The sequence below is a fragment of the Methanobrevibacter sp. genome (assembly GCF_045611865.1).
Lineage (GTDB): Archaea > Methanobacteriota > Methanobacteria > Methanobacteriales > Methanobacteriaceae > Methanocatella.
In genome coordinates, this window is sequence record NZ_JAZKXX010000014.1 from 1 (window position 1) to 20,999 (window position 20,999).

20 protein-coding genes are annotated in these 20,999 nt (G+C 32.5%); 14 read left to right on the forward strand and 6 right to left on the reverse strand.

The window, feature by feature from the left end:
* Positions 1-182: 182 nt before the first annotated feature.
* Positions 183-932, forward strand: a complete 750-nt coding sequence (fdhD, locus tag ACKI32_RS01320; RefSeq protein ID WP_407412894.1) for a formate dehydrogenase accessory sulfurtransferase FdhD — start codon at positions 183-185, stop codon at positions 930-932.
* Here the strand turns inward: fdhD and hxlB are convergent, their stop codons facing one another.
* Positions 933-1,523, reverse strand: coding sequence for a 6-phospho-3-hexuloisomerase (gene hxlB / locus ACKI32_RS01325; protein ID WP_407412875.1), 591 nt, complete (start codon positions 1,521-1,523; stop codon positions 933-935).
* Positions 1,524-1,580: 57 nt separating this feature from the next.
* Here hxlB and ACKI32_RS01330 point away from each other — a divergent pair, with 57 nt between their 5' ends.
* From ACKI32_RS01330 to lysS, 4 genes are all read left to right on the forward strand, one after another.
* A complete protein-coding gene (locus ACKI32_RS01330; RefSeq protein ID WP_407412876.1) occupies positions 1,581-2,453 on the forward strand; it encodes a LysR family transcriptional regulator in 873 nt (290 codons plus the stop codon).
* A 164-nt stretch (positions 2,454-2,617) separates the two neighbouring features.
* Positions 2,618-3,532, forward strand: coding sequence for a carbohydrate kinase family protein (locus ACKI32_RS01335; RefSeq protein WP_407412877.1), 915 nt, complete (start codon positions 2,618-2,620; stop codon positions 3,530-3,532).
* A gap of 255 nt (positions 3,533-3,787) precedes the next feature.
* The gene (gene thiC, locus ACKI32_RS01340) at positions 3,788-5,086 is read left to right on the forward strand and encodes a phosphomethylpyrimidine synthase (protein ID WP_407412878.1); all 1,299 of its coding nucleotides are present in this window, start codon (positions 3,788-3,790) and stop codon (positions 5,084-5,086) included.
* A 137-nt stretch (positions 5,087-5,223) separates the two neighbouring features.
* Positions 5,224-6,807 (forward strand): lysine--tRNA ligase, encoded by a 1,584-nt coding sequence (gene lysS / locus ACKI32_RS01345; RefSeq protein WP_407412879.1) that lies wholly within the window; start codon positions 5,224-5,226, stop codon positions 6,805-6,807.
* A gap of 18 nt (positions 6,808-6,825) precedes the next feature.
* Here the strand turns inward: lysS and ACKI32_RS01350 are convergent, their stop codons facing one another.
* Genes ACKI32_RS01350 through ACKI32_RS01360 form a run of 3 tightly spaced genes read right to left on the reverse strand, consistent with a single transcriptional unit; the run spans position 6,826 to position 8,797 of the window.
* Positions 6,826-7,206, reverse strand: coding sequence for a hypothetical protein (locus tag ACKI32_RS01350; RefSeq protein ID WP_407412880.1), 381 nt, complete (start codon positions 7,204-7,206; stop codon positions 6,826-6,828).
* Positions 7,203-7,673: a nucleoside deaminase gene (locus ACKI32_RS01355; RefSeq protein ID WP_407412881.1), complete on the reverse strand. Its 471-nt coding sequence runs from the start codon at positions 7,671-7,673 to the stop codon at positions 7,203-7,205. Before ACKI32_RS01355 ends, ACKI32_RS01350 begins: the two co-directional genes overlap by 4 nt.
* Positions 7,674-7,711: 38 nt before the next feature.
* Entirely contained in the window at positions 7,712-8,797 is a 1,086-nt protein-coding gene (locus ACKI32_RS01360) for a hypothetical protein (protein WP_407412882.1), read from the reverse strand.
* Positions 8,798-8,955: 158 nt separating this feature from the next.
* Between ACKI32_RS01360 and polC the strand changes: the two genes are divergently transcribed.
* The 8 genes from polC to ACKI32_RS01400 all read left to right on the forward strand — a co-directional run bounded on the left by polC (position 8,956) and on the right by ACKI32_RS01400 (position 18,177).
* Positions 8,956-12,255 (forward strand): DNA polymerase II large subunit, encoded by a 3,300-nt coding sequence (gene polC, locus ACKI32_RS01365; RefSeq protein ID WP_407412883.1) that lies wholly within the window; start codon positions 8,956-8,958, stop codon positions 12,253-12,255.
* A gap of 256 nt (positions 12,256-12,511) precedes the next feature.
* A complete protein-coding gene (gene nrdD, locus ACKI32_RS01370; RefSeq protein WP_407412884.1) occupies positions 12,512-14,830 on the forward strand; it encodes an anaerobic ribonucleoside-triphosphate reductase in 2,319 nt (772 codons plus the stop codon).
* A 266-nt stretch (positions 14,831-15,096) separates the two neighbouring features.
* Positions 15,097-15,387 (forward strand): 50S ribosomal protein L21e, encoded by a 291-nt coding sequence (locus ACKI32_RS01375; protein WP_407412885.1) that lies wholly within the window; start codon positions 15,097-15,099, stop codon positions 15,385-15,387.
* 5 nt (positions 15,388-15,392) lie between these two features.
* A complete protein-coding gene (locus ACKI32_RS01380; RefSeq protein ID WP_407412886.1) occupies positions 15,393-15,737 on the forward strand; it encodes an RNA polymerase Rpb4 family protein in 345 nt (114 codons plus the stop codon).
* Positions 15,738-15,900: 163 nt separating this feature from the next.
* The gene (locus ACKI32_RS01385; protein WP_407412887.1) at positions 15,901-16,530 is read left to right on the forward strand and encodes a DUF655 domain-containing protein; all 630 of its coding nucleotides are present in this window, start codon (positions 15,901-15,903) and stop codon (positions 16,528-16,530) included.
* Positions 16,520-17,413 carry a 16S rRNA (adenine(1518)-N(6)/adenine(1519)-N(6))-dimethyltransferase RsmA gene (rsmA, locus tag ACKI32_RS01390; protein ID WP_407412888.1) on the forward strand — a complete coding sequence of 298 codons (894 nt, stop codon included), beginning with the start codon at positions 16,520-16,522 and terminating at the stop codon, positions 17,411-17,413. The genes ACKI32_RS01385 and rsmA overlap by 11 nt, the downstream gene beginning before the upstream one ends.
* A 6-nt stretch (positions 17,414-17,419) precedes the next feature.
* Entirely contained in the window at positions 17,420-18,004 is a 585-nt protein-coding gene (locus ACKI32_RS01395; protein WP_407412889.1) for a HemK2/MTQ2 family protein methyltransferase, read from the forward strand.
* 14 nt (positions 18,005-18,018) lie between these two features.
* Complete coding sequence (locus tag ACKI32_RS01400) at positions 18,019-18,177, forward strand: hypothetical protein (RefSeq protein ID WP_407412890.1); 159 nt, start codon at positions 18,019-18,021, stop codon at positions 18,175-18,177.
* Positions 18,178-18,185: 8 nt separating this feature from the next.
* Here the strand turns inward: ACKI32_RS01400 and dapF are convergent, their stop codons facing one another.
* Together dapF and lysA are read right to left on the reverse strand one after the other, a co-directional pair.
* Positions 18,186-19,046, reverse strand: coding sequence for a diaminopimelate epimerase (gene dapF, locus ACKI32_RS01405; RefSeq protein ID WP_407412891.1), 861 nt, complete (start codon positions 19,044-19,046; stop codon positions 18,186-18,188).
* A gap of 9 nt (positions 19,047-19,055) precedes the next feature.
* Positions 19,056-20,339 carry a diaminopimelate decarboxylase gene (gene lysA, locus ACKI32_RS01410; protein ID WP_407412892.1) on the reverse strand — a complete coding sequence of 428 codons (1,284 nt, stop codon included), beginning with the start codon at positions 20,337-20,339 and terminating at the stop codon, positions 19,056-19,058.
* A gap of 130 nt (positions 20,340-20,469) precedes the next feature.
* On the opposite strand from lysA, the gene ACKI32_RS01415 reads away from it, so the two are divergent.
* Positions 20,470-20,868 (forward strand): NUDIX domain-containing protein, encoded by a 399-nt coding sequence (locus ACKI32_RS01415; protein WP_407412893.1) that lies wholly within the window; start codon positions 20,470-20,472, stop codon positions 20,866-20,868.
* The last annotated feature ends 131 nt before the right edge of the window (positions 20,869-20,999 follow it).

The following is a 20,999-nucleotide window of genomic DNA, read 5'->3' on the forward strand; positions in this document are numbered from 1 at the left end:
TGAAAAATAAAAAAATAAAATATTAATATTTTGTTTTAATCAAAAATATCCTAAATTAATCATTTATTAAATTTTGATTAAATACACCAACTTCACTTATTCAAATCAGCTTTTTCACCATAGAATTGAATGAAAATGTTATTAAATTATAATATTAATAATTATTAAACATGAGTGAAAATATGAAAATAAAAGAAATTGATGCAATACATTTTAAAAACGATACAGCTATAAAAACAATTGAAAAAGTTGTAAAAGATGAAACAATCACATTAACAATTAATGGAAACATTTCACGTAGTTTATCTGCAATTGAAGATTCCCTTAAAGAATTTACAGTAGGATACTTATTTAATGAAAACATGGTAAAATCTTTAAATGATATTAAAAAGATTGAAATTGATGGAATTAAAATTAATGCTGAAATTGATGATAAGCTCTTAAAGACAAATGAAACTGTACTTTGCTCCGACTCTGCAGGAGGCTGGAGAAGTAAAATAAAAGAAGTGAATCCCGTTGAATCTGATTTTCAAGTAAATGTCCGCGAATTGATTGACAGAATTGAAGAGTTAAAAGACAACGCCGAAATCTGGCAGACCACCGGTGGGACACATGTCGCTGGAATCGTTTATGAAGATCAATTTGTAGTAAAAGAAGATGTCAGCCGTCATGTTGCAGTTGATAAAGTAATCGGTTATGGTATTTTAAATGGTTTCGATTTGTCAAAATCTTATGTAATTTATAGTGGTAGAATGCCTGCGGATATGGTAATAAAAATGACTAGAGCTGGTGTTCCGATACTTGCATCAAATGCGGCACCTGCAAATTCAGGTTATGAAATAGTAAAAAAAGGAAATATTACACTTGTTGGATTTCTAAGAGGCCAACGCTGTAATATATATAATAATAAAAATAGAATAATTTTTGATTAATTATTCTAAAACTGTGTGTCTTGCTTTTAAGTCGCTTTCAGTCTGTTCCATTTTCTCCATTAACTCGGAAACAATGGCATCTAAAAATACAAGGGTTGTTAACTCAAAAGCGGTTCCTAATGGTGTCAATGAAGTATAGTTACCATGTATTTGACGTTTCATATAATTTTCATCATCAACTTCTTTTTTAGTTCTTCCTTTAACAAGAATATAGCTATCAGCTAATTGTCCTAATGTGGATTCGGGATAAGATGTTAAAGCTAAAACTTTTGCTCCCCTATTTTTAGAAATTCTGGCAGCAGACACTATAGTGTTTGTTTCACCTGACCCTGAGATAGCTACAATACAATCATCCCCATTAATCGCTGGTGATATTGTTTCACCGACAACATATGCTCTTAAACCTAAATGCATTAATCTCATTGCAAATGCTTTTGCAGCAAGCCCTGACCTACCTGCTCCTGTAACAAAAACATTGTTAGCGGCAATAATTATATCTTCAAATTCATCTATTGCCTTTTCGTCTAAAAAGTCTTGAGCCTTTTCAATATTATTCAATATAGCTTTGATAGAAGTTTTCATTATTTCCATTTTATTCAATCCCAAAATCAATATTATTAATTATGATTACAATTTTATATATAATTGATGGAACTTGAAAGTACAGGATTAATTAGTTTGGATATAAATGGTAAAATCTATGATTATAAGTTATATCAAAGCTTGGAGTCCCTATCCAGAACAAAATCCCAAAGAAAATCTGCAAAAGAATTAAATATTTCCCATACTGTATTTAATAGGAGATTGCTAAAAGCAGAAGAAAAATTAGGATTTAAAATTACCCAAAAAGTTGGAAATGGAACTCTCCTTACAGACAATGGATTAAAATTACTTGAAGAATTTAGGAAATATGCAATTCAAATTGAAAAAACAGAAAACATCAACATTGTAGGTGGCCATATTAGTACTGGACTTTTAGAAAGTATTCCAACTGATTTTAATACAAATATTTACAGCAGCAGTGATGAAGACGCATTTGAACTTGCAAAAAGAGGTGTTGTAGATATGCTCACATTAGATGACCCTCTTATTGCTTTTGAAAGAGACATTAACTTCATTCCAATAGCTTATGATTACCTTGTTTTAATTTCAAGCCCAAATTCAAAAAGAATAGATAGCATATCAGATTTAGAAGGACTTGATTTTGTAAATGTAAATGGATCAGCACAGAGACTTGCATGGAATAGTTTAAATCATTATGATATTGAATACAACATTGCTGAAAATGTAAACTCACAATTTGATGCATTCAAACTTGTTAGAAATTCAAAAAACCTACATACCTTTTTAAACGCAAGTTATTTTAAAGGAAATGAACTTTTAAAGTTTGATACACGCCATGTTATTAGTGTTGTTAAAGTTAACGAATCCAAATCCGAAATAGATGATTTTATTAATTATTTATTAAGTGAAGATGGTCAGAACGCAATAAAAAATCAAGGCTTCACACCAATGGAATAATACTTTACAAATGCTCTAGGCAAATGTAGATTATAATATTTATATAAATTTATAGATGTGACAGGGTGTTTTTGTGAACTTGCATATGAACAACAATATGCACTTTCAAAACATTAAATAATGATAAAACACAATATTAAATTGATAGATTAAAAGGCGATATTATGGTAAAAGAGATAGATTTACTAGCAATTGGTCATACCGCTCATGATTATATTATTAGAGTACCTGAATTTCCAAAAGCAAACTTTTCAGCCCCTATAACAAATATGAAAACTTTCAATGGTGGAGCTGCCGCGAATGTTGCTTGTGTTGGAGCTAAATTAGGTTTAAAAACTTCACTTGTTTCTGCTGTTGGTGGAGATTTCAAAAAAACTGAATACTTCGAACACATGGAAAATTTAGGTATTGATATTGAATCATTAATTATTGTTCCAGGTGAAGCAACCCCTACCGCATTTGTTTTGACAGACGATAATGAAGATCAAATCAGTTACTTCTATTGGGGTGCCGCTCGTGAATTTGCAGAAAGTAAAGTGCCAACATCTGCAATAAAAGATGCTAAAGCTATCCATTTAGCAACTGGAGACCCTAATTTCAATTGGAAATGTTCAGAAGAAGCTAAAAGTGAAGATTTGCTCGTTTCATTTGACCCTGGTCAAGACCTTGGAATGTATGATACTAAAAAACTAAAAGATGTTATTGAAAACACTACCATCCTATTCGGTAATCATCATGAAATCGAAAGAATATTGAATGCTCTTGAAGTTGACTTGGATGGCCTCAGAGCTTTAGGTCCAAAGATAATCGTCAAAACCTGCGGGGCCAATGGTAGTGAAATATATTCAAATGAAGAAAAAATTAAAATAGATGCAATTAAAAGAGAAGCCATTGATCCAACTGGAGCTGGAGATTCTTATAGAGCTGGATTTTTATCAAGATTCCTAAATGGAGAATCATTAGAAGAATCCGCTAAGTTTGCATCATCAGTTTCATCATTTATTGTTGAACATCAAGGATGTCAAACAAATATGCCTAGTTTTGACGAGGCATTTGAAAGAATGAATGGATTTTACTGAATCTATTCTTTTTTTATTATTTTTTTCAAGTCAATTTTAATTTTGTCAATGTAGCTTTAATTTGACTATAACATTTATGAAATACTATTTTTTTAAAAATCACCTTAATAAACTCAATATAGCTTGAATAAGAAACAAATAAACCTACTAATTTAAATACTAAAAAATAAAAATAAGAAATTATCAAAATGAATTGAGAAATTTATAAAATATTTTGGACTGTTTTAAATTTTATTTGAGTAATGATGTGATAGAATGACACAAATTAGTGATGCAAAAAAAGGTATTTTAACCGATGAAATGAAACATGTTGCTAAAATAGAAAATGTTTCAGAAGATTTTATCTTAAAATCAGTGGCAAACGGGACTATTGTAATCCCAGGAAATGTAAATAGGGATATTGAAGCTGCAGGAATTGGTGCAGGACTTAGAACAAAAGTAAATGCAACAGTTGGTACTTCCACAGACATTGTTAACTTTGATGAAGAAGTTTTAAAAGCACAAATTGCAATAGATAATGGTGCAGACTGTTTAATGGAATTAAGTATCGGTGGAGACTTGGATGTAATCAGAAACAGAGTACTAGACATGTCCCCATTACCAGTAGGTTCAGTACCAGTCTATCAAGCAGCAATTGAAAGTATTAGAAGAGATGGTTCTGTAATTTACATGACTGAAGATGACTTATTTAACACCATCGAAAAACAAGCAAAAGATGGTATTGACTTTATGGCAATCCACAGTAGTATCAACATTGAAACTTTAACCAGACTCAAAAGACAAGGCCGTGTAACCGGTTTGGTCTCCAGAGGAGGTTCATTCATGTCCGGATGGATTGTTGAAAACGAAAAGGAAAATCCATTATACGAAAATTTCGATTATGTTTTAGAAATTGCAAAAGAACATGATGTTGTTCTTTCACTTGCTAATGGTATGAGAGCAGGATCTATTGCTGATTCAACAGACAGGGCCCAAATCCAAGAATTAATCATATTGGGAGAATTAATTGATAGATCCCGTGAAGCTGGAGTACAATGTATGATTGAAGGACCTGGACACATTCCAATTAACGAAATTCCAACAAACGTAATGATTCAAAAGAAAATGTGTTCAAATGCTCCATTCTATATGCTCGGACCTATTGTATGTGATGTGGCGCCAGGTTATGACCACATTGTATCTGCAATCGGTGCAGCATCTTCTGCAAAAGCTGGAGCGGACTTCATCTGTTATGTAACTCCTGCAGAACACTTGGCATTACCTAACCCTGATGATGTAAGAGAAGGAGTAATAGCAACAAAAATTGGAGCTTATGCTGGAGATTTGGCTACCGGCCAAATAGATGGTTCACAAGATTTAGCAATGGCTGAAGCTCGTAAAAATCTCGATTGGGAAGCACAATATGAATGTGCAATGTTCCCTGAAGCTGCACGTGCAAAAAGAGACCAAAGGCCTCCTGAAGAAGAAGACACATGTACCATGTGTGGAAACTACTGTGCAGTGAAAATCGTTAACGAATGGTTAGACCAATCTGATTCTGACCTCATCAAATAGATATTTATTATCTATTTCTTTTTTTTATTTTACAACACCACTGTCAATTATATATTTTTATATATTAATAATTACAAAGATTATTTTAATATAAAACTTATCTTATTATTAATTTTTTATTGAAACGGTGAATATAGATGACACATTGGATTGAAAACATAGCTAATGAATTAAGTAAAATGGATGTAGAAGAACATATCATCGCAAGTGGAACTTCAATCTCTGGTTCAATACACATTGGAAACTCTTGTGACATATTTGTAGCTAACGGAATTGGAAAGAAATTAAGAGAAAAAGGAAAAAAAGCTAAAACAATATGGATTGCTGATGACCACGACCCTTTAAGAAAAGTTCCATATCCTTTACCTGAATCTTATGAGAAATACTTAGGAATGCCATACTCAATGATACCATGTCCAGATGGCTGTTGTGCTAACTTTGTAGAGCACTTTGAAAAACCTTTACTTTCAGTAATGGATGATTATGGAATTGAGATGGAAACTAAATCCGGTTTTGAAATGTATAAAAACGGAGATTATAACGATTACATTAGAACTTCCCTTGAAAAAGTTGAAGAAATTAAAGAAATTTTCAACCAATACAGAAGAGAACCATTAGCTGATGATTGGCTTCCTTACAACCCGATTTGTGATGAATGTGGTCGTGTAAACACCACTTATGCTTATGATTACGATGGTGACATTATAAAATACAGATGTGAATGTGGTCACGAAGGCGAAATGGACATTAAAACTGGAAACGGAAAACTCACCTGGAGAGTGGAATGGGCAGCAAGATGGAAAATATTCGGAACCACATGTGAACCATTTGGAAAAGACCATGCAGCCAGTGGTGGATCATATGATGTAAGTAGCGTAATTTCTGAAAAAATCTTTGATTATCCTGCACCTTATCCAGTGCCATACGAATGGATTACATTAGATGGTGAAGCAATGAGTAAATCCCATGGAGTATTCTTTGCACCTGAAGAATGGTTAAAAATAGGTCCGGCTGAAAGTCTTCACTACTACTTATTTAGATCAAAACCAATGAAAGCAAAAGACTTCTCACCAAAAATGCCATACTTAGACTTTATCGATCAATTTGATACCGTTGAAAAAGTATTTTATGATGAAGTAGAAGCACCATCTGAAAAAGAAGAAAGAAAATTCAAAGAAATCTATGAAATAGTGCAGATTAATCCTGGTAGCCCACTACCATTCAGACCACCTTTCAGATTTTTGGTTAATGCTTACCAAATTGCAGGAGACAACCTTGAAAAAATCTTTGAAATTCTTAAGAAGAACTCACAATTAACTAAAAGCTTTAAAGATAAGGAATTTGGTGATTTAACTGAAGCTGAATTAGCTCAATACAGAGAAAGAGTTGACAATGTAATCTACTGGTTAGACACTTACGCGCCTAAATTTGTAAAATTCCAAGTGCAAACTAAAAAAGTTCCTAAATTACCATTAACCGATGAACAAACTAAATTTTTATCTGATTTAGCTGACTTAATGGAAAATACTGAGTTTGAAGATGCAACAGCATTGCATGATGCAATGTATGAAATCTTAGAAGCTCAAGGATTAAAACCACAAAAAGGATTCCAAGCTATCTACAAAATGATACTCGGTCAAAAACAAGGCCCTAGAGCAGCATCATTCTTGTTAAGCTTAGATAAAGACTTTGTTGTAAAAAGATTAAGACAAGAAGCTTAATCTTTTAAATTTTATTTTTTAAATCAAACTCTTAAACTCTTTTTTCATTAAAAAATCATCTGCAAATTGATAGTCTAATTTTTCAAATATTTCTATTAGTATATCTTCCCTGCTATCAAAACTAACGACAACACTTTTAAATTCATAATCCATTGCTATTTTTTCAAGTTGTCTAATTAATTTATAAGCAATTTTTTCACGGTTATCATAAGAGTTTAAAAATAATGTAGTGATTTCAGCAGAATCAGCATCATATACCTTAAAACTAGTGCATCCAATAGCTTTACCAAAATTCATTAAAAGCAAAACCACCTGAGGTTCATCAATTTTACATCCAAAAGAATCACAAAATTCCTGAAATCTCTCATCTCGCTCATCAGTTACAATTATTTCCATCATTTAACCTCAGTTGAATTTCCTACTTTTTCAAGTTCTCTATCCCATATCTCCGAATTATTGCAAACAAAATTTAAAAATAAATCCCTGCATTTTAAATCATTCAATACAACAACTTCCACATCATTACACTTAAGTAAATTTTCCGCCCCCATTAACGTTGTATTCTCCCCAATTACAACACGGGGAATATTATACAATATAATTGCACCAGAACACATTGGGCATGGAGATAATGTAGTATATAATGTGCATTTAACATAATCTTCATAGTTTAAACGTCCTGCATTTTCAAGTACGTCCATTTCAGCATGTAAAACAACAGAATCGTTTTGAATAAGCCTATTATGACCTCGGGATATAATTTCACCATCTTTAACCAAGACTGCACCAATAGGAATTCCACCTTCAGCTAAAGATTTTCGAGCTTCTTTTATGGCCTCATCCATGAAATAATTATCTTGAGTCATTTTAAAAAAAAAAGAATAAATATAGATGAATTAATCATCTATTTAAATCTGTTAAACAATCCTTTATTGGATTCTTTTTCTAATGCATCTTCAAGTTTACTAATTTGATTATGTAAATCAGTAATTGTCTTTTTAGATTCATTAGATAATTTATCATAACTACTTTCCTTAAGTTTAAGTTGAGTTTTAAGTGAAGAAATTTCTTCTTTATATCCATCAATTTCTTTTTTATTGTTAGTATCAACTTCATCTTTGTAATTACCAAGATCTATAAGTTCAGCTCTTAGTTTATCAACTTCTTCAGAAAGTGATATGTTTTCTTTTCTAGTTTCACTTAATTTATCTTTTAAATCATTAACTTCAGCAGTTAATTCTTTGTTTTCATTTTTAACTTCATTAACATTAATTGAAGCTAATTTTTCTTTATAATCGTTGATTTTAGCTTGTAATTCTTCTTTAATAGAGTCTATTTCAGATTCTAATTTATCTGCTCTTACTTTATTAACTGCTCCTTCAGCACCTAATTTTCCTATTTGGTTACTTAAATCAGCGTTGATATCTAATTGATCAAAGTATTTTCTAGTACTTTTTTCAAGTGCGTCAGTTAATTCTCTTTTAAGACTATTTAACTCAGCATTCTCTTTTTTAAGTTTAGGAATAATTTTATTAGTTAAATAGTTTAATTCGCTAGATTGATTTGATAATTTCTTTTCTTTTTCAGCTAATTTCTTTTTCAAATCATCTAGACTAGATGAATCTTCAGAGGATACGTCTTGAGAAGCTTCTTCTACTTCCTCTTCTCCCATCTCTTCAGCACTTGATTCTTCGCTTGATTCCTCAACCACTTGCTCTTCAGCACTTTCATCAGTAACATCTTCTTTAGCATCTTCAGGTTCCTCGGTAATTTCTTCAGCCACTTCATCTGGCTCATCAGTAACTTCTTCAACAAGTTCTTCTTCAGCTACTTCTTCAACAACAGGTTCCTCAACAGCTTCTTCAATTACTGGTTCTTCAATAGGTTCTTCAACTGTTTTTTCTTCATTATTAGGTTTGCTTTTAAGTTTATCTAAGTCTAATTTTATTTTACCACCATACATGGTGTTTATTGGTTTATCATCGGACATTAATACCACCAAAATAGCAATAATAATTAAAAGTTCAACTACAATATACAACTTATACCTTTGAATTTTTCCATATTTAAGTATTATCAAATAATTTTAATTATCATGAAAATCAATAGATTATATGTTAAATTAATTTTGTAACTTGGGCGATAACCATGGATTATTTTGATAGATTGGAAGCTGAAACCCATCACCTATACGAAATAGCTAATGAAGCAAGATCTAAAGGTTTGGATGTTGAAACAAAAACTGAAGTACCTCTTGCAAAGGATTTAGCTGAAAGAGTAGAAGGGCTTGTCGGTCCTGAAGGTGTGGCTCAACGTATTAAAGAATTAGAGACTGATATTGATAGAGAATCTGTTGCATTTGAAATTGCCGCTGAAATTGCATCTGGCGAGTTTAAACTAACCGGTGAAAAGGCAGAATGGAACGAAGAACAAAGATGTGACCAAGCTTTAAGAACAGCACTTGCTATCCTTACAGAGGGTGTTGTAGCAGCACCACTTGAAGGAATATCACAGGTAAAAATCAAAAAGAACTTTGATGGAACAAAATACATTGGAGTTTATTTTGCAGGACCTATTAGGAGTGCTGGAGGTACAGCGGCAGCATTATCTGTTCTTTTAGGAGATAAAATCAGAAGAGCTATTAATATTGATGAATTCAAACCAATTGATGATGAAATAGAAAGATATGTGGAAGAAGTTGAGTTATACGAATCTGAAGTTACAAATTTACAATACTCACCAACAGCAGAAGAGGTGAGATTTGCTGCCAATCATATCCCTGTTGAAGTAACTGGAGAACAAACTGACCAAGTAGAAGTATCTCACAGAGATTTGGAACGTGTGGAAACCAATAATATACGTGGTGGAGCTTTGCTTGCGATGGTTGAAGGTGTTATCCAGAAATCCAAAAAAATTAAAAAAATCGCCAATAAGTTAGGCCTTGATTGGGATTGGCTTGAAGAGTATTCAAAACCTAAAAAAGATGATTCCGGAAGTGATGATAGTGGGGATTCAGACATCATCAGTGAACCTAAATATATTCAAGATATTATTGGTGGAAGGCCTATTTTAGGTTATCCCTCTGAGAAAGGTGGATTTAGGCTAAGATATGGCAGATCCAGGAATACTGGCCTCGCCACTATGGGGGTTCATCCTGCAACAATGGCTTTACTTGAATTTTTAGCTGTTGGAACACAGCTTAAAATTGAATATCCTGGAAAAGGTAACTGTGTTGTTCCAGTTGACTCAATTGAAGGACCAATCGTTAAGCTTAAAAACGGCGATGTTGTTGCTATTGACTCTATCAAACAGGCACGTGAACTTAAAAAAGATGTTGTTGAAATTTTATTCTTAGGAGACATGCTTGTTGCATTTGGAGAATTTTTAAGAAACAACCAACCATTATATCCATCAGGATGGTGTGAAGAATGGTGGATTCAACTATTGATGAGAAGTGAAAACTTCAATGAAGATAATAATGATTTAGATTTACATAAACTTGAATATGAATACCTTCCTGCTGTTGAAGCTTTCAGTTTATCTAAAGACTATGACATTCCACTTCATCCAAAATACACATATTGTTACAATGACGTGACCATTCAAGATTTAAATTCATTGATTGATTTAATTGAAAAAGGTAAATCCGACTACAAAGCAGGTGGCGAACTTAAACTTGATTTATCTTATCCAAAAAGAGTTTTAGAGGTTATTGGCGTTCCTCATACTGTGCGTGACGGCAAAATAATAATTGACAAAGACCATTCTTATGCTCTTTTAATAACATTGTCTAAAGAATTACCTGAAAAGGAGACCACTTTAGAAGCTGTAAATGAAGTTTCACCTGTTGAAATTAAAAATAAAGCTCCTGCATACATTGGTACCCGTGTAGGTAGACCTGAAAAGTCTAAAGAAAGATTAATGAAACCTGCACCTCACGGGTTATTCCCTATTGGAAACAATGGAGGTTCTAGAAGATTAGTTGCAACCGCTGCTAAAAAGGGAAATATCAAAATCGACATTTCCAGAAGAAAATGTACCAATCCAGAATGTGGAATTAGTTCATTTGGTTCTCTTTGTCCTAAATGCGGTTCTCCGACTGAAATCGGGAAACCTTCAACAAAAAATATTCCTCTTGCAGGAATGCTTAAAAAGGCATCCGATAATGTTAAGGTTAGAAGAGTGGATGAAGTAAAAGGAGTAATAGGTATGATCTCTGAGTCCAAATTACCAGAACCTCTTGAAAAAGGAATACTTAGATCTAAAAATGAAGTATTTACCTTCAAAGATGGAACAATACGTCATGACTCAACTGATTTACCATTAACTCATTTTATTCCAAAAGAAATTGGAGTTACAGTTGAAAAGCTTCTTGAAATGGGTTATGAAAAAGACTGTTACGGAAATCCAATTGAAAATGAAGACCAAATTATCGAACTTAGAGTTCAGGATGTCGTAATTTCAGATAACTGTGGAGAATACTTACTCAGAACTGCACAATTTATTGATGATGAACTTACAAGATATTATGGAATGGATCCATTCTACAATGTTAAAGAAAAAAGTGATTTAATTGGACATTTAATTGCAGGTCTCGCACCACACACATCTGCAGGAGTTTTAGGAAGAATCGTTGGATTTACAAAAGCATTGGGTTGTTATGCTCATCCATATTTCCACTCTGCAAAACGTAGAAACTGTGACAGTGACGAAGATGCTATAATGTTGCTTTTAGATGCTTTAATAAACTTTTCAAAATCATACTTACCAAACACTAGAGGAGGAAGTATGGATGCCCCTTTAGTTTTATCATCCAGAATTGATCCTGAAGAGATAGATGATGAATCTCACAACTTAGATATCTTTGAAAGATTCCCTGTTGAATTTTATGAAGAAACATATACTCCTCATAAACCTGCTGATGTTCTAGAATATATTGACAATGTTGAAATGCATTTGGGAACACCTGAGCAATATGAAGGATTAATGTTTTCACACCACACCTCAAACATTCACGCAGGCCCAACAGTTTGTCTTTATAAAAGATTACCTTCAATGAGAGAAAAAGTTGAAGCTCAAATTTCTCTTGCTGAAAGTATTAGGGCTGTTGATCAAAGAGGAGTTGTGGAAAAGGTATTATCATCACACTTTTTACCAGATATCATGGGTAATTCAAGAGCATTTTCCAAGCAAAAGGTAAGATGTACAAAGTGCGGTTCCAAATATAGAAGGATGCCACTTACTGGAAAATGTAAATGTGGAGGTAATCTGATTCTTTCTGTTTCAAAGGGGTCAGTTACAAAATACCTTGAAATATCACAGGAACTTGTAAATAGATACCCTGTTTCACATTATCTAAGACAACGCTTAGAAATTCAGGAATATGGTATTAATTCACTATTTGAAAGTGATAAATCAAAACAAAGTTCATTGGATGTTTTCTTCTAGAGAGCACATATTACTTCACAAATGCTCTCGGACATTTAATTTTTAATATAAATGTAATAATATATTTCAGAGTATATGAATTTTGTTCGTATTAATACGAACATTATATATACAAGTAGAAACTAAGTATAACATAGATGTTCGTAGAAATACGAACGATTAATTATACAAGTCTTTACAAATAGTATAACAGTTAGAAATCTAACTCCAAATTATACTCATATTTTAATAAACTTAGGAAAAATGGTGTGTTTAAATGGAAAAAATCTCAGAATTAGGAAATAACTTAAATGAATCCGTTAAAATTAATGTAGAAAAAAATAACGGAATAAAAGAAAGATTCAGTTACGAAAAATTAGTAAAATCTTTAGTAATGGTTGAAACTCCATTTTTTGAGTCCGACAAAATTGTAGCTACTGTCGTGTCCCAATTATACGATGGAATTAAAACCAAAGAAATCAAAAAGATTGTATACGAATGTTTAGAAGATATTGACCCTGAAATCGCAAACAAGTACTTAGCAAGCACTCAACTAAAAGTACGTACTTCAAGAGATACTATTGAAGCATTTGACTTATCTAAAATTGCTAATACTTTAATTGAAGAAACAGGTGCAAGCCAAGAAACCGCTTTTGAAATCGCAACTGAAACTTGGAAAGAACTTAAAAAATTAAATGTTGAATACTTAACCGCCCCAATGATCAGGGAAATGGTTAACACAAAATTAATCGAATATGGTTTAGAAGACTTAAGAAGCCGTTATACTCGTTTAGGTATCCCTGTATACAACATTACCTCATTAATTGAAAACGGTAACAGAGATAACGCAAATATGATTCATAACCCTGAAAGTATTCACAAACATGTGGCAGACGAAGCATTAAAACAATATGCACTCTTAAAAATGCTCCCTGCACACTTAGCTGACGCTCACATGTCTGGTGACATTCACATTCACGATTTAGAATTCTTCGCAGGAAGACCTCTCAACTGTATGCAACATGATATCAGAACTTTCATCAAATACGGTCTTAAAGTAGACGGTACCGGTGACCACACCTCCATTGCAGGTGCACCAAACCACATGGAAACCTTAATGAACCACACTGGTGAAATCATGCTTGCAGCACAACAAAACATGTCTGGAGGACAAGGAATGTCTTTATGGAACGTGTTTGTTGCACCATTTGCAAGGGGAAGAACCTACGAGGAAATCAAACAATCTGTTCAAATGCTTGTTTACAACCTAAACATGGCTTATGCTGCTCGTGGATCCCAAGTTCCATTTACTAGTATGGCACTGGAATTTGGTGTTCCTGACTTCTTAAAAGATGAAACTGCTTACGGACCAAAAGGTCAAGTAGTTGGAACCTACGCAGATTTCGAAGACGAAACCAGATTAATCCAAAGAGCATTCACTGAAACCTTGCTTGAAGGAGACAATGAAGGTAAACCTCATTTATTCCCTAATACAATTTACACCTTAAGACCTGAAACAATGACCAGTGAATACGAAGAAGACATAAGATTAGTTCACGAATTATCTGCAAAATACGGTTCATCCTACTTTGTTAACATGTTCCCAGAATACAGAAACCAAATGGCAAACTACATGGGTTGTAGGACCTGTTTACAAGACACCTGGACTGGCGACTGGGATCAAGACTGTTTAAGAACTGGTAACTTAGCATATGTAACCTTAAACTTCCCTAGAATTGGATACCAATCCAAAGACGAAACCCAAGTATTCGAATACTTAGATGAATACATGGATTTAGCTGTTGAAACCTTAATGCTTAGAAGGGAACAAGGATTAAAATGTTTAAACGATTTCCACATTTTACCATTCTTAAAACAACAAGTAGCAGAAGATTCCTACTACAGAATCCAAAATTCAACTTTATCCTTCGGTTTTGTTGGGCTTAACGAAATGTTATTATCTTTATTCGGTGAAGGTATTGAAAATGCTGATGCAAACAAGTTTGGTGTAAAATGTCTTGAATACATTAACCAAAGAGCTAAAAAATTACAAGAAGAAACTGGACTCAGATGGTCCGTTATCCAAACTCCTGCTGAATCTACTGCATACAGATTTGCAACTCTCGATAAAAAACAATTTGGAGATCAAGCTATCGTACAAGGTGATGGAAATGCAAATTACTACACTAACTCCTCACATGTACCAGTAGACACAGGCTTATCCTTAATCGAAAAAATCAAAATTGAAGAACAATATCACAGTTTAACTCCTGGTGGACACATCTTCCATGCATTCATGGGAGAATCTTACTCAGACCCAGATTCATTAATGAGTTTAACTAATAAAATTGCTAAAAAATCCGATATCGGATTCTGGGCTTACAGCTCAGCTTTAAGCTTCTGTTTAAAATGTAAAACTTTAATGAAAGGACTAAATAATGTATGTCCTACCTGTGGTGAAAAAGAAGATGTGGAATGGTATGACAGAATTACTGGATACGTTCAACAAGTAGGACGTGCGAAATCTGCATCTGGAGGATGGAACCCAGGTAAACGTCAAGAATTAATTGACAGAAGAAGATTCGAAGATAACTAAATATAGTTATCTTCACACACCATTTTTTTAACACCCAAACCATCAATTAATTATTTTTTCAAAAAATTAAATATTCCATTAAAATACTAAAAAACTAAAAGTATATTAATACCATTAAACTAAAATTATAATATTATCATATCACTGATGATAATTGTTATTTTCACATTCTATGTTACTAGTATTTATGGGCTTTTTTAATACTAGGTAGCTGATAACATAGATTTAATTATATACCCAGACTGAACTGATTAAGAGGTTATACAATGCAAAGATCAAGAGGATTAAAAAGTAGATCAAGAAAAAAAATGACTAAAGTACAAAGACCGGGCAGAACTAACCCAATTACTAACAGACTCCAAAGATTTGAAGAAGGAGACTTAGTTCACATTACTATTAATCCATCCATCCAAAAAGGACAACCTGCTCCTAGATTCCATGGTAAAACCGGGAAAGTTATTGGTCAAAAAGGAAAAGCATACATTGTTGCTTTAAAAGATGGAAACAAACCAAAAGAATTAATAGTAAGACCTGATCACTTAAAATTACAAAACTGATTCCTATGATTGGAAAAGAGATTATTGAAAGCGAACCTATTTCAGGTGCTGAAGTTAAAAAAGTTCTTGAAGAATTCTCAGAAGAAAACGAATTAAACTATGAGCAAAATCTTACATTAAACCATCTTGCAAGATTCAAAAGATATTCTGCTGAAGATTCCCAAGAAATTATCGAAAAACTTCAAGATGAATTTGGTTTAAGACCTAAAGTCGCTGTTCATATTGCAGATTTGGTTCCTAAAGATTTAGCAGACATGAGATTAATTTTTGCTAAAGAACCGGGTAAAACCGAAAAAGAAGACATGGAAAAAATCCTTGAATTCTTAGAACAATATGATGTTGAAGAATAGTTTTAAACTATTCACTTTTTTTTATTATTTTTAAAATATTTCATTTACCGAAACTGCTCTTTTTTTAGATATCTTTATTACACTTGAAAAATAGATTTATAGAATAAGATATATTATAGCCATTTTAAGCTATGATAAAAAAAACTAATAGTGAGTGATAAAGATGGATAATAAAAACAAAAAAGGAAAGATGCCGGCAGTTAAAAAAGAAGAAAATGCTGTTGTGCTTGATTACCTAAGCCGTGGTTATGTTAAGTCTGATATGTCCAAATTCGGAGGCAAACCTATTGCTCAAGCTATTGGTACAGAACAATTCACTTTATTAGAATTAGCTCCTAAAAATGGTGTTGATTTAGAAATCCAAGACACTGTATATATTGGAAAAGGAAAAAGAGATAAAATATACAGAGTATTGGGAAAATTAGATTTTGAAAATTTAACCGCAACAAGTAGAATTGAACTAGATTATGCAATTCGTGACATTGTTGAGGCAAATGAAGACAGATTTGTAGAGTTTTTCAATACCACAGAAGCTATTAGTACAAGACAACACTCCCTAGAGTTAATTCCAGGAATTGGTAAAAAATACATGTGGGATATTATTAAAGCTAGAGAAGAAAAACCTTTTGAAAGTTTTGAGGATATTTCCCAAAGACTTCCAGCATTAGCTGATCCTGCAGGAATGATTGTAAATAGAGTAAAACAAGAATTAGACACAACAAATCCTAAAAGAGGAAAAAACAGATATTACATATTTACTCAAGCTCCAAGAAGACCTAGGAATGGAAGATGAAAGTGATAAATTGACTAGTGAAACTTCCCAATCCCTATCCAAAATAACTAAAAACATTTTAAATCAAAATGGGATAAAGTTAAACAAAAATCTTGGTCAGAATTATCTAATTGATAAAAATAAACGAGATCAAATCATTAACTTTGGAAATATTGATAAGAATGATGTAATTTTGGAAATCGGAACAGGAATTGGAACACTGACAATTGAACTTGCCAAAAAAGCTCGAAAAGTAATAGCTATCGAACAGGATAGCAAAATATGTGACATATTAGCCAAAAGAATTAAAGACGAAAAAATAGATAACGTAGAGCTTATTAATGATGATGCATTGAAAGTTGAATTTCCAAAATTCAACAAAATCATCTCAAATCTACCTTATCAAATCTCATCACCTATAACTTTTAAATTTTTAGATTATGATTTTGATTTAGCTATATTAATGTACCAAAAGGAATTTGCTGAGCGAATGAATGGTGAAATTGGTACAAAAAACTATTCTAGACTTTCTGCAATGCTTTATTTTAAATGTGATGTAGAAAAATTAACTGATGTTAGCCAGGAAAGTTTTATTCCAAAACCACAAATTGATTCAACTGTTGTCCGCTTAACTCCTAAAGAAAATAAGATTTCTGATGAGGACTTTAAAGTTTATTCAAAATTTACAAAAGCACTATTCCAACACAGAAATAAAAAGATTAGAAATGCGCTGATTGATTCCAGGCACATTGTATGTGACCTTGATAAAAAAGAGATGAAAAAGAGAATCAATGAAATACAAGACAATGAAATAAATGATTATCTCAAAAAAAGAGTAATAGTGCTTCATCCTGAAGAGATACTATTTTTATCAAAAGAAATGAATTCAATACTAAAAGATTAGATTATTATGGCCGATTTTATAATAAATACTGACGATAATGTTTATGTTCCTGCAGAAGACAGCTACTTACTGGCTGATAACTTGAAAATCAAGGAAGGTCAAAGTGTTTTGGAAATTGGAACAGGATCTGGAATCGTTGCAATGTATGCTTCAAAAATAACCGACAAGATAACAGTGACAGACATTAACTTTGATGCCTGTGAACTTGCACGAAAAAATTTTGAAGACAACAATATCAAAAACATTGAAATTTTATTCGGCAATTTGTTTGAACCTGTGAAAAATAGAAAGTTTGATGTAATTTTATTTAATACTCCATATCTACCAACTGAAGATGGTGAAGTTTTAGATGACACTTTAAATTATGCATTCGATGGTGGATTAAATGGTAGGAAAGTTATTGATTTATTCTTAAATGAATTGGGAAATCATTTAAATGATGGTGGAATTGTCCAACTGATTCAGTCTTCGCTTTCAGGTAATGAAGAAACTTTAGAAAAACTAGATAAATTAGGTTTTATAGCTGAAATTGCTGCATCAGAACATTTCTTTTTTGAAGACATAACATTAATTAATGCTTATAAGATATAAAAAGGTGATTTAAAATGGAACAATGGAAAATGTCAATTCTAATAGGAGTTGGACTGATTATTCTTGGAACAATATTTATTATAATTAGAAAACACGTAAGTATTTGGTTAGTAATAGTACTCGTATTGGGTATAATCGATATTGCATTGGGATTACTTAGAAAAAATAGATAAAAGGAGAATTAGAATTCTCCATCAAAAACAAGCTCTGCTGGACCTTCCATGAAGGCTCCAAGAGCATCGTCTTTTTCATATACATTGAATTTTAGGTCCCCACCAGGTAAGTGAAGCAATACGTTTTCATCAAATAAACCTAGTTTAAAACCAGAAATAGCTGTGGAAGTTGCACCAGTACCACAAGCAAGTGTTACACCAGCACCACGTTCCCAAGTAATCATTTTACCTTCATTTTTAGAAATAACTTCTACAAAATGCACGTTGATTTTTTCTGGGAAAACTTTATGAGCTTCAATAGCCGGACCGTATTTGTTAATGTCAACTTCATCCACATTATCAACAAAGATGATAGCGTGAGGATTACCTACACTAATAGCTGTCAAATTAAATGATGTATCCAATACATCCAATTTTCCATCTAAAAATTCATCTTCATCTGCAGTCATTGGAATTTCAGGAGTTTTAAATGTTGATAAACCCATATCTACTTTAAATAATACCGGTTCATCGTTTTCTAAGGTAATTTCAATTGTTTTAATTCCTGCTCTTGTTTCAACAGTCATTTTTTCTTGTTTTAAAATACCTTTTCTGTAGACAAAGTCTCCAAAACATCTTATACCATTTCCACACATTTCAGCTTCGCTTCCATCAGGATTGAACATTCTATAACCAATGTCAGCAACATCAGATGGTTCTACAAATAAAACACCATCTCCACCTACTCCAAAGTTTCTATGACATAAAATTCTACATACTTCTGGTTTATCTGCTTCAAGTATGACTTCTCCTTTACTTTCATCAATTATTGGGAAGTCATTGCCTATCCCATGCATTTTTGAAAATTTTAATCCTTTTAAATTTACCATAGTATCAACTTATTTTAAATGTGGTGGAATTCTTTGTTTTGCATACAAGTCTTCAAATGTTTCTCTTTCGCGAACTAAGATAGGACCTCCGTCTGAAACTAAAACTTCAGAAGCTAAAGGTCTTGAATTATAATTAGAAGACATTGTAAATCCATATGCCCCTGCATTTAAGATACCTAAAATATCTCCTTCTTCAACATCAGGCAATGGTCTGTCACGTGCAAACAAATCTCCGGATTCGCAAACATTACCTGCAACATCTACTTCCTGGGTATTTTCCGCATCCATTTTATTTGCTACAACAATATGATGGTATGAACCGTACATTGCCGGTCTTAAAAGAGTGTGGAAACCTGCGTCTACTCCAATAAATTTTCTGTAACTTTGTTTTACACTGTTTACGGTTACAAGAAGCACACTTGCATCTCCAACCAAGTATCTTCCAGGTTCAAGATACATTGCAGGTGATCCCATATCATATTGTTCTAATTTTTCTTTAAATAAACCAACATTAACTTCAGCGAATTTATCCAAATCTACGATGTTTTCTTCAGGAGTGTATGGAATACCTACACCTCCACCAAAATCAACAAATTCAAAGTCGATTCCAGCTTCTTGGTGTACTTTTCCTGCAATGTCCATTGTAGATTCAATAGCTAATTTAAATGGTTCTGGGTCTAAGATACCAGATCCAATGTGAGAGTGCATACCAACAGGGTTGAAACCTAATTCTTTTGCCATTTCATAAACTTCAACAGCCTCATTGTCCATGATACCAAATTTACTCATTACTCCTCCGGTAATACAGTGGTCATGGTGTCCTGCACCAACCATCGGGTTTACTCTAAAAGATATTTTTAATCCTTCCGGATCAACAATTTTAGATAATCTTTTAAGTGCTGATACGGAGTCAATGTTTAAGACTGCACCTTCGTCGTGGACAAATTTTAATTCATCATTGGTAATGTTATTACCTGTAAATAAGATTCTATCTCCTGAAAATCCAATCATTTTAGAGATGTGAACTTCCCCCGGAGATACTGCATCAATACAACAACCTTCAGATTCTAAAATTTTCATTACTGCAAGGTTGGTATTAGCTTTACATGCGTAAAATACTTTAAAATCTTTGTAGTATTTTGAAAATGCAGAATAAAATCTATTATAATTATCCCTAATCCTATTTTCATCAATTACATAGGTTGGAGTTCCAAATTCTTCTGCAATATCACATGCATCTGCTCCACCAATATCTAAATGGTTTTTTTCGTTAACTTTAATATTTAAATCCATAATTAAAACTCCTAAAAAAGTTACATTATGTTTTTACCTATGATGACGATGATATTTATAATTAGTGAAGGAAATAATTTTTCCGTTGAAATTAATTACTAGAAAATTAAAATAATTAAGTAGTGATAATATGGATATGCCTTATGGACTGACAGTACGAGGAATAATTAAAAATGACTCTAATGAAATCCTAATTGTAAAAAGACATCCTAAAAGCAAAACGGATCCTGGAATGTGGGAATTGCCTGGTGGTAAAGTAGAAAAAGGTGAATTTTTCGCTGATGCTCTAGTTCGAGAAATCAAAGAGGAAACCAATCTGGACTGTAAAGTAGGAGACTTCTGTGAGGCCATTCAAAATGATTATATGCACAAAAGAACCGTTCAGCTTATGATGTATCTAACTGACATTACAGACGACGTTAAAATAAGTGATGAACATATAGATTGGATGTGGGCCAATATCGAAAAAATTAAAACATTGGAAGTATCTACTTCTTTAAATAAACTATTGAAAAAAAGGAGTCTGTAAAATTTTATAGGCTTATTTGATTTTTATATGTTTTTGTGTCCAATTTTGCATTTGGAAGTCTAAAAATGTCAGAATTCCTTTTTTAGTTTTGTATAATTTCTTTATTATTTCTGGATTGGTTTGTCTGTAGT

Bases quoted from the DNA above. Each gene is read 5' to 3' on its own strand.
- lysA (WP_407412892.1), bottom strand. From the start codon at position 20,339: ATGGATTTAAATATTAAAGTTAACGAAAAAAACCATTTAGATATTGGT.
- ACKI32_RS01415 (WP_407412893.1), top strand. From the start codon at position 20,470: ATGGATATGCCTTATGGACTGACAGTACGAGGAATAATTAAAAATGAC.
- lysS (WP_407412879.1), top strand. From the start codon at position 5,224: ATGACACATTGGATTGAAAACATAGCTAATGAATTAAGTAAAATGGAT.
- fdhD (WP_407412894.1), top strand. From the start codon at position 183: ATGAAAATAAAAGAAATTGATGCAATACATTTTAAAAACGATACAGCT.
- rsmA (WP_407412888.1), top strand. From the start codon at position 16,520: ATGGAAGATGAAAGTGATAAATTGACTAGTGAAACTTCCCAATCCCTA.
- ACKI32_RS01375 (WP_407412885.1), top strand. From the start codon at position 15,097: ATGCAAAGATCAAGAGGATTAAAAAGTAGATCAAGAAAAAAAATGACT.
- ACKI32_RS01385 (WP_407412887.1), top strand. From the start codon at position 15,901: ATGGATAATAAAAACAAAAAAGGAAAGATGCCGGCAGTTAAAAAAGAA.
- dapF (WP_407412891.1), bottom strand. From the start codon at position 19,046: ATGGTAAATTTAAAAGGATTAAAATTTTCAAAAATGCATGGGATAGGC.
- thiC (WP_407412878.1), top strand. From the start codon at position 3,788: ATGACACAAATTAGTGATGCAAAAAAAGGTATTTTAACCGATGAAATG.
- ACKI32_RS01350 (WP_407412880.1), bottom strand. From the start codon at position 7,206: ATGATGGAAATAATTGTAACTGATGAGCGAGATGAGAGATTTCAGGAA.
- hxlB (WP_407412875.1), bottom strand. From the start codon at position 1,523: ATGGAAATAATGAAAACTTCTATCAAAGCTATATTGAATAATATTGAA.
- ACKI32_RS01400 (WP_407412890.1), top strand. From the start codon at position 18,019: ATGGAACAATGGAAAATGTCAATTCTAATAGGAGTTGGACTGATTATT.
- ACKI32_RS01395 (WP_407412889.1), top strand. From the start codon at position 17,420: ATGGCCGATTTTATAATAAATACTGACGATAATGTTTATGTTCCTGCA.
- polC (WP_407412883.1), top strand. From the start codon at position 8,956: ATGGATTATTTTGATAGATTGGAAGCTGAAACCCATCACCTATACGAA.
- ACKI32_RS01330 (WP_407412876.1), top strand. From the start codon at position 1,581: ATGGAACTTGAAAGTACAGGATTAATTAGTTTGGATATAAATGGTAAA.
- ACKI32_RS01360 (WP_407412882.1), bottom strand. From the start codon at position 8,797: ATGTCCGATGATAAACCAATAAACACCATGTATGGTGGTAAAATAAAA.
- ACKI32_RS01380 (WP_407412886.1), top strand. From the start codon at position 15,393: ATGATTGGAAAAGAGATTATTGAAAGCGAACCTATTTCAGGTGCTGAA.
- ACKI32_RS01335 (WP_407412877.1), top strand. From the start codon at position 2,618: ATGGTAAAAGAGATAGATTTACTAGCAATTGGTCATACCGCTCATGAT.
- nrdD (WP_407412884.1), top strand. From the start codon at position 12,512: ATGGAAAAAATCTCAGAATTAGGAAATAACTTAAATGAATCCGTTAAA.
- ACKI32_RS01355 (WP_407412881.1), bottom strand. From the start codon at position 7,673: ATGACTCAAGATAATTATTTCATGGATGAGGCCATAAAAGAAGCTCGA.